The organism is Streptomyces sp. NPDC050528 (assembly GCF_044457795.1).
Taxonomy (GTDB): Bacteria; Actinomycetota; Actinomycetes; order Streptomycetales; family Streptomycetaceae; genus Streptomyces.
On sequence record NZ_JBITHH010000023.1, the window covers coordinates 72,766 to 86,640 of the forward strand.

A 13,875-nucleotide genomic window follows, 5' to 3' on the forward strand; every position below is an offset into this window, starting at 1 on the left:
CCATGACTCCCACGACGGAGACCATGGTCGGGATCGGCGGCGCCGCGGAGAGCACCGACATGGTGCTCAACATCGGCCCCCAGCACCCCTCCACGCACGGAGTGCTGCGCCTGCGGCTCGTCCTGGACGGCGAGCGCATCCAGCACGCGGAGCCGGTGATCGGCTATATGCACCGGGGCGCCGAGAAGCTCTTCGAAGCGCGCGACTACCGCCAGATCATCATGCTCGCCAACCGCCACGACTGGCTCTCGGCGTTCTCGAACGAACTCGGCGTCGTCCTCGCGGTGGAGCGCATGCTCGGCATGGAGGTGCCCCCGCGCGCGGTCTGGACGCGCACCCTGCTCGCCGAGCTGAACCGGGTGCTCAACCACCTGATGTTCCTGGGGTCGTACCCCCTCGAACTCGGCGGGATCACCCCGGTGTTCTACGCGTTCCGGGAGCGCGAGGTGCTCCAGAACGTCATGGAGGAGGTCTCCGGCGGGCGCATGCACTACATGTTCAACCGCGTAGGCGGCCTCAAGGAGGACGTCCCGGCGGGCTGGACGGCACGCGCGCGTGAGGCCGTCGCCGCGGTGCGCTCCCGGATGGACCGCTTCGACGACCTGGTGCTCGGCAACGAGATCTTCCGGGGCCGCACGCGCGGAGTGGGCGCGCTGTCGGCGGAGGCCGTGCACGCGTACGGCGTGAGCGGGCCCATCGCGCGCGCCTCGGGCGTCGACTTCGACCTGCGGCGCGACGAGCCGTACCTCGCGTACGGCGAACTCCAGGACACCCTGAAGGTCGTCACGCGCCAGGAGGGCGACTGCCTGGCCCGCTTCGAGGTGCTCCTGGAGCAGACCCACAACGCGCTCGACCTCGCGGACGCCTGCCTCGACCGGCTCGCCGAGCTGGAGCCCGGGCCGATCAACCAGCGGCTCCCGAAGGTCCTGAAGGCGCCCGAGGGGCACACGTACGCGTGGACCGAGAACCCGCTCGGCATCAACGGCTACTACCTCGTCAGCAAGGGCGAGAAGACCCCGTACCGGCTGAAGCTCCGCTCGGCGTCCTACAACAACATCCAGGCGCTCGCGGTGCTGCTGCCGGGGACGCTGGTGGCGGACATGGTGGCGATCCTGGGGTCGTTGTTCTTCGTGGTCGGGGACATCGACAAGTAGGGCGTGCCTTCGGCAGGTAGGCGGCGATTTCGCCAACTGATCGGCAAGTGGCTGCTGTTCAGGGCTCGTCGAGCGGGTCCGGAATTCCAACTGACTGCACGAGCCAGCCGAAGTCGCCCAGTCCGCCGGTCGTGGTGAGTTCGGCCGCCTCGCCGGCGCTCGCGAGGGCGCGGACGTAGGCCGTCGGGTCGGTGGAGGCCAGCGTGAGCGGGGGGCGCGCGCCTGTGATGCCGAGGGCGCGCAGGGCGGCGCGTTGGGTGAGCAGGCGTGCGCCGGGGAGTGCGCTCCCCGTGTGGGCGGGCGCCTCGCCCGCTTCCGCGCAGGCGTCCAGGGCGACGTGCGCCGTGATGTCGCACGAGCCGTCCGGTACGGGGGCCGTCTCGCGGCCCTCGCGGAAGCCGGTGAGGGTGCCGAACGGGGGGCGGGTGTCCCTGGTGTGCGCGTAGTCGACGGCGATCGCGAGACCCCGGTCGACGGTCGCGACGGCGGACGCCCAGGCCGTGTCCCTGGGGAGGCCGATCTCGGCCCGCAGCCCCTCCTCGGGCGCCTGCGGCCACCACCGGGCGAGCCACGCGGCCTCCGCGCCGGAGACGGGCTCCCCGAGCCGTTCGGTGCCGTCCTCCCGTACGAGCACGAGCCGCGGGACGCCGGCCGGGTCCACCTCGGCGACCTCCACGGGCACGTTGTCCAGCCATTCGTTGGCGAACAGCAGCCCGGTGATCCCCTTCGGGGACTCGGTCAGCCACTCGACGCGGGGATCGAGTCCTACGGGACGGTCGGCGATCTCGACGGCGAACGCACGCGTGCGTGCGGCCACTTCGGCGGGCAGTGCGGCGAGGACTCCGGTCACCAGCTCACCGCGGCCGGCGCCCAGGTCCACGAAGTCGAGCTCGGCCGGTCGCCCCAGAGCCTCGTCCACTCGGCACAGCAGCCGAGCCACGGCGCCCGCGAAGAGCGCCGACGCGTGCACCGACGTACGGAAGTGTCCGGCGGGTCCCTCGGGCCTGCGGTAGAAGCCCTCGGGCCCGTACAGGGCCTCCTGGGACGCCGTCCGCCAGCCGCGCCACCGGCCCGTGGTGTCTTCCGTCACGTGGTCAGACTAAGTGCACAGGACAACGGGGCCTCCACCTTGGGGAGTACGCGGGGCGTATACGGATCGATCCTCCGGTTGACCCCGGCGCACCGCACGCTTCCCTACGCTGGGTTACGTGCAGCGCCTCTACGACTTCCTCCGCAGACACCCGACATGGGTCGACACCTTCTGGGCTGTCTTCCTGCTGGGGCTGAGTGGCGTGAGCATCGCGAGTACCAGCTACGCGTCGGGCCGGCACGGGACGGCCGCCGGGGCGATGGCGGTGTCCGCCGTGATGTGTGTGGCGATCGCGCTGCGCCGCCGCTGGCCGGAGAAGATGCTCGTCCTGGCCGGCGCGACGGGCTTCGCGCAACTGGTCCTCGACATCGAGGTCACGGTCGCCGACTTCGCCATGCTGGTGATCGTCTACACGGTCGCCGCGATCGGCGCGCGCTGGGCCTCGCGCTTCGCCCTGGCCGCCGGTCTGTGCGCGGCGACCCTGGCCGAGGCGCGCTGGCCCCAGGAGCACTCCAGTTCCCTCGGGCATGTCGCGATAGCCGTCTTCCAGACGGTGCCGTTCGCGCTGGCCTGGGTGCTCGGCGACTCGATGCGCACCCGGCGCGCGTACTTCGCGCAGCTGGAGGAGCGTGCCGCCCGGCTGGAGAAGGAGCGCGAGGCGCAGGCGAAGGTCGCGGTCGCCGCCGAGCGCGCCCGCATCGCCCGCGAGCTGCACGACGTGGTCGCGCACAACGTGTCGGTGATGGTGGTCCAGGCCGACGGCGCCGCCTATGTCCTCGACTCCGCGCCGGACCAGGCGAAGAAGGCCCTGGAGACGATCTCCTCCACCGGCCGCCAGGCCCTCGCCGAGATGCGCCGCCTGCTGGGCGTGCTGCGCACCGGCGAGCACAAGGAGGCCGGCGAGTACGTCCCGCAGCCGGACGTCGAGCAGATCGACGACCTGGTCGAGCAGTGCCGTACGTCCGGACTGCCCGTGGACTTCAAGGTCGAGGGCACCCCGCGCCCGCTGCCCAGCGGCGTCGAGCTGACGGCGTACCGGATCGTCCAGGAGGCGCTCACCAACACCCGCAAGCATGGCGGCCCGAACACGGGCGCCAGTGTGCGGCTGGTCTACTTCGACGACGGCCTCGGGCTGCTCGTCGAGGACGACGGCAAGGGCGCTCCGCACGAGCTGTACGAGGAGGGCGGCGCCGACGGCCAGGGGCATGGTCTGATCGGTATGCGTGAGCGGGTCGGCATGGTCGGGGGCACGCTCGACGCGGGTCCGCGGCCGGGCGGCGGGTTCCGCATCAGCGCGCTGCTGCCGCTCAAACCGGCGCACTGACTTCCCGTATGCCGGGCAGTGACACCTGTAACGCCTTGTTGAACGATCTGCTGGACCGATGACCGACCTGGTGCACCAGTTCACGACCTGTTGAAGCAATTGTTGAACGATCCTGACGGAACGGAAGAGGACCCGATGACGATCCGCGTGATGCTCGTCGACGACCAGGTGCTGCTGCGCACCGGGTTCCGGATGGTGCTCGCCGCCCAGCCGGACATGGAGGTCGTCGCCGAGGCGGGCGACGGCGTCGAGGCCCTTCAGGTGCTGGCCGCGACCGCGGTCGACGTGGTGCTGATGGACGTCCGCATGCCGAAGCTGGACGGTGTGGAGACCACCCGCCGCATCTGCCAGGGCGAGAACCCGCCGAAGGTGCTGATCCTGACCACGTTCGACCTCGACGAGTACGCCTTCTCCGGGCTGAAGGCCGGCGCCTCCGGCTTCATGCTCAAGGACGTGCCGCCCGGCGAACTCCTCACCGCGATCCGCTCCGTGCACAGCGGGGACGCCGTGGTGGCGCCCTCGACGACCCGCCGCCTCCTGGACCGCTTCGCCCCGATGCTGCCCGCCACCGGCAAGGAGCCCCAGCACAAGGAGCTGGAGCGGCTCACCGAGCGCGAGCGCGAGGTCATGATCCTCGTCGCCACGGGCCTGTCCAACGGCGAGATCGCGGCCCGCCTGGTGCTGTCCGAGGCGACCGTGAAGACCCATGTGGGCCGCATCCTGACCAAGCTCGGCCTGCGGGACCGGGTGCAGGTCGTCGTCCTGGCGTATGAGACGGGGCTGGTGCGGGCGGGCGGGAAGGGCTGACATCCGGCTACCGGGGGCGCCTGTCTCGCCCATCTGAGGATGCCCTCCGGTTACCTGAGGATGCCCTCCAGGAAGTCGCTGCCCAGGCGGGCCACCATCGTGACGTCCAGCTGGTGCAGGACGTAGCGGCCGCGGCGGCGCGTGGTGATCAGGCCGGCCTTCTTCAGGACGCCGAGGTGGCGGGATATCTCGGGGGCGGTCATGCCGTGCACCTGGGTCAGCTCGCTGGTGGTGAACGCGCTGCGGGCCAGGCTGCGGCACAGGCGCATGCGGACCGGGTGGGACAGGGCCGTCATCCGCAGGGTCAGCTGCTCCACGGAGGTCGGTGCGGCGATCTTCGGGGTGTTGTGCACGGGGTAGTGCACGACGGGCTGCCAGCCGTACCGGTAGAGGACCGTGAGGTGCGGCCAGCCCAGGGCCGTGGGCACCAGGAGGAGGCCGCCGTCCTGGGTCGCCGTACGGCCGGTGCCGAGCTTGTCGACCGTGATGAGGGTGGCGCTCTCGTCGAGCGTCACGGCGGTGGACATCGACGTCAGCGCCTCCGCCAGGCCCTTGCGGCGCAGGAGGTCCGTCTTGTGGCGGGCGTCGGTGGCGAGTTGATGCTGCATCCGGGACCAGGTCTCCGCGAAGAACGCCTCGTCGCAGTCCTCCAGGAACTGCCGCAGCCAGGCCCTGGTGCGCGGCGGATCGGCCAACAGCCGCTCGGTGAAAGCCAGTTGATGCGGCCCGCGCGCGGCTGCCTGCTCCAGGGCGCGCCGCCGGATCCCGGCGTCGGTGAGCGGGCCGGGTCCGCCCGTGCTGTAGGAGGTCGCGCAGGTGGTGAACTCCATTGCGGCGTCCACGAATTGCTCGTCCGTCAGCTTGTCCAGCAGGTCCAGCTCCTCGGCGAGCGTGGCCCCGGGGAGCGTGCCGCGGCCCGGGATGCCCGCGTACGGCAGGAACAGGTCGGAGAACGTCGACCGCCACAGGAAGTCGGCCTCGCACATCCGGTCGGCCAGATGCGGGTCGAGGCGGGCGGTGACGCCGGTCACCCAGCCCTGGAGGCCGGGGTGGTGCCCCGGTTCGGACATCGCGTGCAGCGCCATGCACAGCTCGCCCAGGGGTGAGGGCGCGAAGGTGATCCGCTCCTGCCGCAGCCCGGTGATGTCGATGTGCACGCTCATGTCCTCAATCGTGCACCCCGCCACTGACAACGCCCCCCTCGTTTGACGGCGCCCGTCAATCGACGCGACAGCCACCGGGCGGCGGCGCAGCCTGGAGCCATGAGCATCACCCAGCAGTACCTCCTGGACACCTACCGCGCCCGGCGCCTCGGCGAGGCCCCGCCGCCCCCGCCCGGCACCCACGACCGGCGCACCGCCCGCGAGCTGCGCGGCTACCGGCAGTTCCGCGCGGTCGTCGCGGAACGCCCGGCCCACGGTCGGCTACGGCGGGTCCTGGGGCGCCTGCTGCACCCGCAGGCGCGCCGCTCTGCCTGCTGACATGACCCCAGGCCGCGCGACCGCCGCCTCCTAGGTGGCCGTTTCCTCCTTGAGCCGGACCACCAAGTCCGCGACCGCCGCCTTCACGTCCTCGGCCGTCCACTCCAGGCCGGCGGCCCGGACGTAGACCTCGGTGAACGCCAGGCCCGGGCCCTTCGTGATCCAGGGGTTGGCGAAGAGGGCGGTACTCGTCTCCTCGGCCTGCCGGATCGCGGCGTCCCCGACGGTGTCCGGGTCGTACGGCAGCCAGACCTGGAACTCGTTCGTGTGCGGCTGCTCGGGGTGGACGCGTATCCAGGGCACCCCGGCCGCGGCGAACCCCTCGCGCAGCGCGTCGGCGACCACGCGCGCGTGGGCCACGTACGCGGGCAGTCGGGGCAGTTCCTGGTCCAGGCCCGCGAGGGCCGTCAGCGCGCTGGGGAACTGCTGGAAGACCATGCCTCCGTAGCGGTGCCGCCAGGTCTTCGCCTCGTCGATCAGGGTCTTCGGGCCGACGAGCGCGGCGCCGCCGAGGGCTTCGAGGGACTTGTAGAACGACACGTAGACGCTGTCGGCCAGGTCGGAGATCTCGTCGAGCGGGCGGCCGAAGTGGGTGGTGGACTCCCAGAGGCGGGCGCCGTCGAAGTGGACCACCGCGTCGCGTTCCCGCGCGGCCTCGACGACGGCGGTGAGCTCCTCCCAGGAGGGCAGCACGAAACCGGCGTCCCGGAGGGGCAGTTCGAGCATCAGCGTCCCGAAGGGCTCGGGGAAGTCGCGTACTTCGTCGGCGGTCGGTTGCCGGGGCTCGCTCGTCACATGGACCGGGCGCAACCCGCTGACCTGGCTGAACGCGCCGCGTTCGTGCACTTCGGGGTGGGCGAGCGGGTGCAGGGCGACGGTCGGGTTGCCGGTGCGGCCGGCCCAGCAGCGCAGGGCGACCTGCTGCGCCATGGTGCCCGTGGGGAAGAAGGCCGCGGCCTCCTTGCCGAGCAGTTCGGCGACCCGCTTCTCCAGGAGTTCGACCACGCCGCCGCCGTACATGTCCGACGGCTCGTCCAGGTCGTACGGCTCGGCCGCCTCCTGGACGAAGGCGAGCCGTTCCCGGAGGGTGCCCTGGAAGCCGAGGCGGGCGAGGGCGCGCTCCGCGTTCCGGTTCGCGGCGATGCGCCGTTTGCGGCGCTCCTGGGTGCGTTCCTCTTCGGTTGTCGGCTCCTGGTCGCGTCGTTCCGCCTGATGCTCGCCCTGTTCCGCCGTATCGCTCATGCTCCGGATGATGCCTGGCGCGAGCCCGCGCGAGCACCCGGATTTCCGCGGGCTTTCCCGTGCGGCACGGGTGTGCGACAACCCACAGCCTGTGGACAACCGGACGCCTCTCGAACCGATCGCGTTAACATGACGAGAAATCGTCCGGTACCCGGAGCGGACTGGAACGGGAAGGCCGCCGTCGCGTGAGTACATTCCAACAGCCAGAGCCCAAGGACCGCCCCGCGCGGCTCGCCGTCGGTGTCGTCGGCGCCGGCCGGGTGGGCCCCGCGCTGGCCGCCTCGCTCGAACTGGTGGGGCACCGCCCGGTGGCCGTCTCCGGAGTGTCCGACGCGTCCAGGCGACGGGCCGCGCTGATGCTCCCCGACGTGCCGGTCGTCACGCCCGCGCAGGTCCTGGAGCGCTCGGACCTGGTCCTGCTGACCGTCCCGGACGACGCCCTGCCCGGACTCGTGGAGGGCCTCGCCGACACCGGGGCCGTACGCCCGGGGCAGCTCCTCGTGCACACCTCCGGGCGCTACGGCGCGAAGGTCCTGGACCCCGCGCTGCGGGTGGGCGCGCTGCCGCTGGCCCTGCACCCCGCGATGACCTTCACGGGCACTCCGGTGGACGTCCAGCGGCTCGCCGGGTGCTCCTTCGGGGTCACCGCGCCCGAGGAGCTGCGGCTGGCCGCCGAGGCCCTGGTGATCGAGATGGGCGGCGAGCCCGAGTGGATCGCCGAGGAGAACCGCCCGCTCTACCACGCGGCCCTCGCGCTGGGCGCCAACCACCTGGTGACCCTGGTCGCCGAGTCCATGGAGCTGCTGCGCACGGCCGGTGTCGAGGCCCCCGACCGGATGCTCGGCCCGCTGCTGGGTGCCGCCCTGGACAACGCGCTGCGCTCCGGCGACGCGGCGCTCACCGGCCCCGTCGCGCGCGGGGACGCGGGCACCGTGGCCGCGCATGTCACCGAATTGCGCAAGCACGCCCCGCAGACCGTCGCCGGGTATCTGGCGATGGCCCGCGCGACCGCCGACCGGGCGCTGGCCCACGGGCTGCTGAAGCCGGAGCTCGCCGAGGACCTCCTCGGGGTGCTCGCCAACGGCGCCGAGGGAGATGCCGGATGACCACCACCCTGCTGCGCACCGCCGACGAACTGCACGCCCGCACGCGTGCGGGCCGTCGCGCCGTCGTGATGACGATGGGCGCCCTGCACGAGGGCCACGCCACCCTGGTCCGCACCGCGCGCGAGGTCGCCGGACCGGACGGCGAGGTCGTGGTCACCGTCTTCGTGAACCCGCTGCAGTTCGGCAAGGGCGAGGACCTCGACCGCTACCCGCGCACCCTGGACGCCGACCTCAAGATCGCCGAACTGGCGGGCGCCGACGTGGTGTTCGCGCCCTCAGTGGACGAGGTCTACCCCGGCGGCGAACCCCAGGTGCGCATCTCGGCGGGCCCCATGGGCGAACGCCTGGAGGGCGCGGTCCGCCCCGGCCACTTCGACGGCATGCTCACCGTCGTCGCCAAGCTGCTGCACCTCACCCGCCCCGACGTCGCCCTGTTCGGCCAGAAGGACGCCCAGCAGCTCGCCCTGATCCGCCGCATGGTGCGCGACCTGAACTTCGGCATGGAGATCGTCGGCGTGCCGACCGTGCGCGAGGCCGACGGCCTGGCCCTGTCCAGCCGCAACCGTTATCTGTCCCCCAAGGAGCGGCGCACCGCACTCGCCCTCTCCCAGGCCCTGTTCGCCGGCCGCGACCGGCACGCGGCCCAGGAGGCGCTCCGCGCGCGGGCCCGTGAGGTGCCCGCCACGCACGCGCGTGCCGAGGCCCTCAGCGCCATAGGGGAGTCCCGCGCGGCGGCCGACGCACACGCCGTCGCCAAGGCGGCCCCCGGTCCCGGCAACCCGGCGTCCGTCCGCGCGGCCGCCCGCCTCGTGCTCGACGACGCCGCCCGCCTGGACCCGCCGCTCGTCCTGGACTACCTCGCCCTGGTCGACCCGTCCGACTTCACGGACGTCGACGAGGACTTCACCGGAGAGGCCGTTCTCGCGGTCGCCGCCCGGGTCGGGACGACCCGGCTGATCGACAACATCCCACTCGCTTTCGGAACCCTCGGAGCCGCCTCGTGACCAGCACAGGCATACGACTGCATGCCCCCGCCCCCGGGTGGTCCATCGACGCGGACGTGGTGGTCGTCGGCTCCGGAGTGGCCGGTCTGACCGCGGCCCTGCGCTGCGAGGCGGCCGGGCTGCGGACGGTCGTGGTCACCAAGGCCCGCCTCGACGACGGCTCCACCCGCTGGGCCCAGGGCGGTATCGCCGCGGCCCTGGGGGAGGGCGACACCCCCGAACAGCACCTGGACGACACCCTGGTGGCCGGCGCGGGCCTGTGCGACCGGGAGGCCGTACGGATCCTCGTCACCGAGGGCCCCGACGCCGTACGGCGGCTCATCGAGACCGGCGCCCACTTCGACGAGTCCTCCGAAGGAGGACTGGAGCTGGCCCGTGAGGGCGGCCACCACCGGCGCCGGATCGCGCACGCCGGCGGGGACGCGACCGGCGCGGAGGTCTCCAGGGCGCTCGTCGAGGCCGTACACGCGCGTGGCCTGCGCACGATCGAGAACGCGCTCGTCCTGGACCTCCTGACGGACGCGGAAGGCCGTACGGCGGGCGTGAGCCTGCACGTCATGGGCGAGGGCCAGCACGACGGTGTCGGCGCCGTGCACGCGCCCGCGGTGGTCCTCGCGACCGGCGGTATGGGGCAGGTCTTCTCGGCGACCACCAACCCGTCCGTGTCGACCGGTGACGGGGTCGCTCTCGCCCTCCGCGCGGGTGCCGAGGTCTCCGACCTGGAGTTCGTGCAGTTCCACCCGACCGTGCTGTTCCTGGGCGCCGACGCGGAGGGCCAGCAGCCCCTCGTCTCCGAGGCGGTGCGCGGCGAGGGTGCCCACCTGGTCGACGCCGACGGCGTGCGCTTCATGGTGGGCCAGCACGAACTGGCCGAGCTGGCGCCCCGGGACATCGTCGCCAAGGGCATCACGCGGCGCATGCTGGAGCTGGACGCCGAGCACATGTTCCTGGACGCCCGGCACTTCGGCGCCGACATGTGGGAGCACCGCTTCCCGACGATCCTCGCCGCCTGCCGCAGCCACGGCATCGACCCGGTCACCGAGCCCGTCCCGGTCGCCCCGGCCGCCCACTACGCATCCGGCGGCGTCCGCACCGACTCCCGGGGCCGTACGACGGTCCCCGGGCTGTACGCGTGCGGCGAGGTCGCCTGCACCGGAGTGCACGGCGCGAACCGGCTCGCCTCCAACTCCCTTCTCGAAGGCCTCGTCTACGCCGAGCGCATCGTCGCCGACATCACGGAGAGCCAGGCCGAGAACGCCCTCCACGCGCGTGTGCCCGAGCCGGTCCCGCATCCCCAGAAGCCCGCGCACCCGTTGCTCGCCCCGGAGGCCCGGTTCGCGATCCAGCGGATCATGACCGAGGGCGCGGGCGTCCTGCGCTCCGCCGAGTCCCTCGCCCGGGCCGCCGAGCAGCTCCAGCAGCTGCACACCGACGCCCGTGACGCCCTCGACGAGAACGGCAAGACCGCCGAGCCCGGCGTCGACACCTGGGAGGCCACCAACCTCCTGTGCGTGGCCCGCGTCCTGGTCACCGCCGCAGCCCGGCGCGACGAGACCCGCGGCTGCCACTGGCGCGAGGACCACGCCGACCGCGACGACACCGCGTGGCGGCGCCACATCGTCGTACGGCTGAATCCGGACCGCACGCTGGCCGTACACACCACGGACACCGCAGACTTCCCCCCGACCCGGCAGCACCGTCCCCAGGAGCAGTGACAGACGTGAGCACCCACGACCTTCCCCTCGCCGAGAGCGGCGGCTGCGGCGACGGCTGTGCCTGTGGCGCGGGCGCCGACGAGGAGTACATGGAGTGCGGTCTCGACCCCGCGCTCGCCGAGCTCCTGGCCGACGCCGGACTCGACCCCCTGGAGGTCGAGGACATCGCCAATGTCGCCATCCAGGAGGACCTGGCCGGCGGCGTCGACGTGACGACCGTGGCGACCATCCCCGAAGAGGCCGTCGCCACCGCCGACTTCACCGCGCGGGAGGCCGGTGTCGTGGCGGGCCTCAGGGTCGCCGAAGCGGTGATCTCCGTGGTCTGCACCGACGAGTTCGAGGTCGAGCGGCACGTGGAGGACGGCGACCGCGTGGAGGCCGGACAGAAGCTCCTGTCGGTCACCACGCGCACGCGTGACCTGCTGACCGGCGAGCGCAGCGCGCTCAACATCCTGTGCCGCCTCTCCGGCATCGCGACGGCCACGCGCGCGTGGGCCGACGCCCTGGACGGCACGAAGGCGAAGGTCCGCGACACCCGCAAGACGACGCCGGGACTGCGCTCCCTGGAGAAGTACGCGGTCCGCTGCGGCGGTGGCGTCAACCACCGCATGTCGCTCTCGGACGCGGCCCTCGTCAAGGACAACCACGTGGTCGCCGCGGGCGGCGTCGCCCAGGCCTTCCAGGCCGTACGGGAGGCCTTCCCGGACCTGGCGATCGAGGTGGAGGTCGACACCCTGCACCAGCTCCGCGAGGTCCTGGACGCGGGCGCCGACCTGATCCTGCTGGACAACTTCACGCCCGGCGAGTGCGCGGAGGCCGTCGGCATCGTCCACGGCCGCGCCGCCCTGGAGGCCTCGGGACGGCTCACCCTGGACAACGCCAAGGCGTACGCCGACACCGGGGTGGACTACCTCTCCGTAGGAGCCCTGACCCACTCCGCACCGATCCTGGACATCGGCCTCGACCTCCGCGAGGCGCAGTAGTCATGCTCCTCACGATCGACGTGGGCAACACGCACACCGTCCTGGGCCTGTTCGACGGCGAGGAGATCATCGAGCACTGGCGCATCTCCACGGACGCGCGCCGCACCGCCGACGAACTCGCCGTCCTCCTCCAGGGCCTCATGGGCATGCACCCACTCCTCGGAGAGGAGTTGGGCGACGGCATCGACGGCATCGCGATCTGCGCCACCGTCCCGTCCGTCCTGCACGAACTCCGCGAGGTCACCCGCCGCTACTACGGCGACGTGCCCGCCGTCCTCGTCGAACCGGGCGTCAAGACCGGCGTCCCGATCCTCACCGACAACCCCAAGGAGGTCGGCGCCGACCGCATCATCAACGCGGTCGCCGCGGTCGAGCTCTACGGCGGCCCGGCGATCGTCGTCGACTTCGGTACGGCGACCACGTTCGACGCGGTCTCCGCGCGCGGGGAGTACATCGGCGGCGTCATCTCCCCCGGCATCGAGATCTCCGTCGAGGCCCTCGGCGTCAAGGGCGCCCAGCTCCGCAAGATCGAGGTGGCCCGGCCGCGCAGCGTGATCGGCAAGAACACCGTCGAGGCCATGCAGTCGGGCATCGTCTACGGCTTCGCCGGCCAGGTCGACGGAGTCGTCACCCGCATGGCCAAGGAACTCGCCGACGACCCCGAGGACGTCACGGTCATCGCCACCGGCGGCCTCGCCCCCATGGTCCTGGGCGAGGCCTCGGTCATCGACGAACACGAGCCCTGGCTGACCCTGATCGGCCTGCGACTGGTGTACGAGCGGAACGTGTCCCGGATGTGACCCCGCGCGCGCGGGGCACACAAGGCGCTGCTCGGCCATCTCCCGGGCGCCTCGGATGTGACCCGCGCGGGGTGCTGCCGGCCGACACCCCGGCCGACCGGGGTGCTGCTGGCTGGCGAGTGCCTCACCGAGGCGACCCGCGCGCGTGGCGCCGCCCCTGGATCAGCGCCTGCACGGCCGCACGCACCTGCGGCGACCCCGCACGCGCGTGGCGTCGCCTCGCCGACCCGGGCCCCGTGATCGCCCCGGCGTGACCCCGCGTGTGTGTGGTGCACGACCGGCCCTCGGCCAGGACGTTCACCGGAGGCGCTGCGATCACGCGCGCGTGGCGCCGCCCCCGCCGAACCGAACCTCGCCCCCGCTGACCCGAACTTCGCCCCCCGCCGTCCAGCGAAATCCCCGCGCCACACCCACCCCCTATGTCGAATTTGTCTGATTAGCGCGTATCGTCGCCGCATGCCCACGCCATACGGATCCCGCGGCGGCATGGCGTTCGGTGCGGAGGAGCTGCGTGTGCTCCGTCGTGCTCTCGCCCTCGCCCTTCAGCCCCGAACCGCCTCGGCCGAGGACGTCCAGGACTGTCTCCGGCTCGCCGAATCGCTCGACGAGGCGGTACGCGAGGGAGTCCGGCTGCGCGCCTTCCTGGTCGCCGACCTCGCCCGGTACCGCGCCGCCCTGCCCGGCACCACCGCCGGCTACCTCACCCTTCTGGAGGAGGCGCTCGGCGCCGGGTACCGCCCGGATGTCGATGACCTCTCCGCGTTGAGAGCGCTGCGCGGGAACCCCGCAGCAGCAGTGCTCCTGGACCGCTGCCTCGCCCTCGCCGAGCAGGACGTCCGTGCGCGTCTTGCCCGCCGTACGAGTGCGGCCCGGCCCGCGCCCACCGTCCCCGCCTCGCGCACCCGCCTCCTGGCGCTCCCTGGAGGCCGCTCGGGCGGCCTTTCGGGAGAGGGTGGGGAAGTCGTCGGGGAGGACGCCAAGGAGCCCGTACGCAAGCCTGTGGAGCGGCCCGGCGAGCGGCCCTCTCCGGCGCCCGCGCCCGCGGCGCCGAAGCCGTCCCGGCCCGTCCCCACCCCGGGTGAGGTGTTTCCCCGGCGCAAGCCGGTGGTGCCTCCCGCGAATCCGTCGCAGCAACTCGCCGCCGGCTGAACCGACCCCGCCCCGTCCTC

The 13,875-nt window shown here is 72.6% G+C and carries 13 protein-coding genes; 10 read left to right on the plus strand and 3 right to left on the minus strand.

What is annotated here, in order from left to right:
- The first annotated feature begins 2 nt into the window (after window positions 1-2).
- The gene (locus tag ACIBK4_RS48835; RefSeq protein WP_399006362.1) at window positions 3-1,154 is read left to right on the plus strand and encodes an NADH-quinone oxidoreductase subunit D; all 1,152 of its coding nucleotides are present in this window, start codon (window positions 3-5) and stop codon (window positions 1,152-1,154) included.
- 58 nt (window positions 1,155-1,212) lie between these two features.
- On the opposite strand, the gene ACIBK4_RS48840 is transcribed toward ACIBK4_RS48835, so the two are convergent.
- Window positions 1,213-2,244: an SAM-dependent methyltransferase gene (locus tag ACIBK4_RS48840; protein ID WP_399006364.1), complete on the minus strand. Its 1,032-nt coding sequence runs from the start codon at window positions 2,242-2,244 to the stop codon at window positions 1,213-1,215.
- Window positions 2,245-2,362: 118 nt separating this feature from the next.
- Between ACIBK4_RS48840 and ACIBK4_RS48845 the strand changes: the two genes are divergently transcribed.
- Together ACIBK4_RS48845 and ACIBK4_RS48850 are read left to right on the plus strand one after the other, a co-directional pair.
- Window positions 2,363-3,568, plus strand: coding sequence for a sensor histidine kinase (locus ACIBK4_RS48845; protein ID WP_399006366.1), 1,206 nt, complete (start codon window positions 2,363-2,365; stop codon window positions 3,566-3,568).
- Between the two features lie 135 nt (window positions 3,569-3,703).
- Window positions 3,704-4,375 carry a response regulator transcription factor gene (locus ACIBK4_RS48850; protein WP_366436841.1) on the plus strand — a complete coding sequence of 224 codons (672 nt, stop codon included), beginning with the start codon at window positions 3,704-3,706 and terminating at the stop codon, window positions 4,373-4,375.
- A gap of 50 nt (window positions 4,376-4,425) precedes the next feature.
- Here ACIBK4_RS48850 and ACIBK4_RS48855 read toward each other — a convergent pair whose 3' ends face one another.
- Window positions 4,426-5,538 carry a DUF5937 family protein gene (locus ACIBK4_RS48855; protein ID WP_399006369.1) on the minus strand — a complete coding sequence of 371 codons (1,113 nt, stop codon included), beginning with the start codon at window positions 5,536-5,538 and terminating at the stop codon, window positions 4,426-4,428.
- Between the two features lie 99 nt (window positions 5,539-5,637).
- On the opposite strand from ACIBK4_RS48855, the gene ACIBK4_RS48860 reads away from it, so the two are divergent.
- A complete protein-coding gene (locus ACIBK4_RS48860) occupies window positions 5,638-5,856 on the plus strand; it encodes a hypothetical protein (protein WP_399006371.1) in 219 nt (72 codons plus the stop codon).
- Between the two features lie 30 nt (window positions 5,857-5,886).
- Here the strand turns inward: ACIBK4_RS48860 and ACIBK4_RS48865 are convergent, their stop codons facing one another.
- Complete coding sequence (locus ACIBK4_RS48865) at window positions 5,887-7,098, minus strand: threonine aldolase family protein (RefSeq protein ID WP_399006373.1); 1,212 nt, start codon at window positions 7,096-7,098, stop codon at window positions 5,887-5,889.
- Window positions 7,099-7,283: 185 nt separating this feature from the next.
- Between ACIBK4_RS48865 and ACIBK4_RS48870 the strand changes: the two genes are divergently transcribed.
- From ACIBK4_RS48870 to ACIBK4_RS48895, 6 genes are all read left to right on the plus strand, one after another.
- On the plus strand, window positions 7,284-8,204 hold the full coding sequence (locus ACIBK4_RS48870) for a Rossmann-like and DUF2520 domain-containing protein (protein WP_399006375.1): 921 nt from the start codon (window positions 7,284-7,286) through the stop codon (window positions 8,202-8,204).
- Window positions 8,201-9,208 (plus strand): pantoate--beta-alanine ligase, encoded by a 1,008-nt coding sequence (gene panC, locus ACIBK4_RS48875; protein ID WP_399006377.1) that lies wholly within the window; start codon window positions 8,201-8,203, stop codon window positions 9,206-9,208. The genes ACIBK4_RS48870 and panC overlap by 4 nt, the downstream gene beginning before the upstream one ends.
- Window positions 9,205-10,923 (plus strand): L-aspartate oxidase, encoded by a 1,719-nt coding sequence (locus ACIBK4_RS48880; protein WP_399006379.1) that lies wholly within the window; start codon window positions 9,205-9,207, stop codon window positions 10,921-10,923. The genes panC and ACIBK4_RS48880 overlap by 4 nt, the downstream gene beginning before the upstream one ends.
- A gap of 5 nt (window positions 10,924-10,928) precedes the next feature.
- Entirely contained in the window at window positions 10,929-11,906 is a 978-nt protein-coding gene (nadC, locus tag ACIBK4_RS48885; RefSeq protein ID WP_399006381.1) for a carboxylating nicotinate-nucleotide diphosphorylase, read from the plus strand.
- A gap of 2 nt (window positions 11,907-11,908) precedes the next feature.
- A complete protein-coding gene (locus ACIBK4_RS48890; RefSeq protein WP_399006383.1) occupies window positions 11,909-12,706 on the plus strand; it encodes a type III pantothenate kinase in 798 nt (265 codons plus the stop codon).
- A gap of 486 nt (window positions 12,707-13,192) precedes the next feature.
- Complete coding sequence (locus ACIBK4_RS48895; RefSeq protein WP_399006444.1) at window positions 13,193-13,855, plus strand: hypothetical protein; 663 nt, start codon at window positions 13,193-13,195, stop codon at window positions 13,853-13,855.
- The last annotated feature ends 20 nt before the right edge of the window (window positions 13,856-13,875 follow it).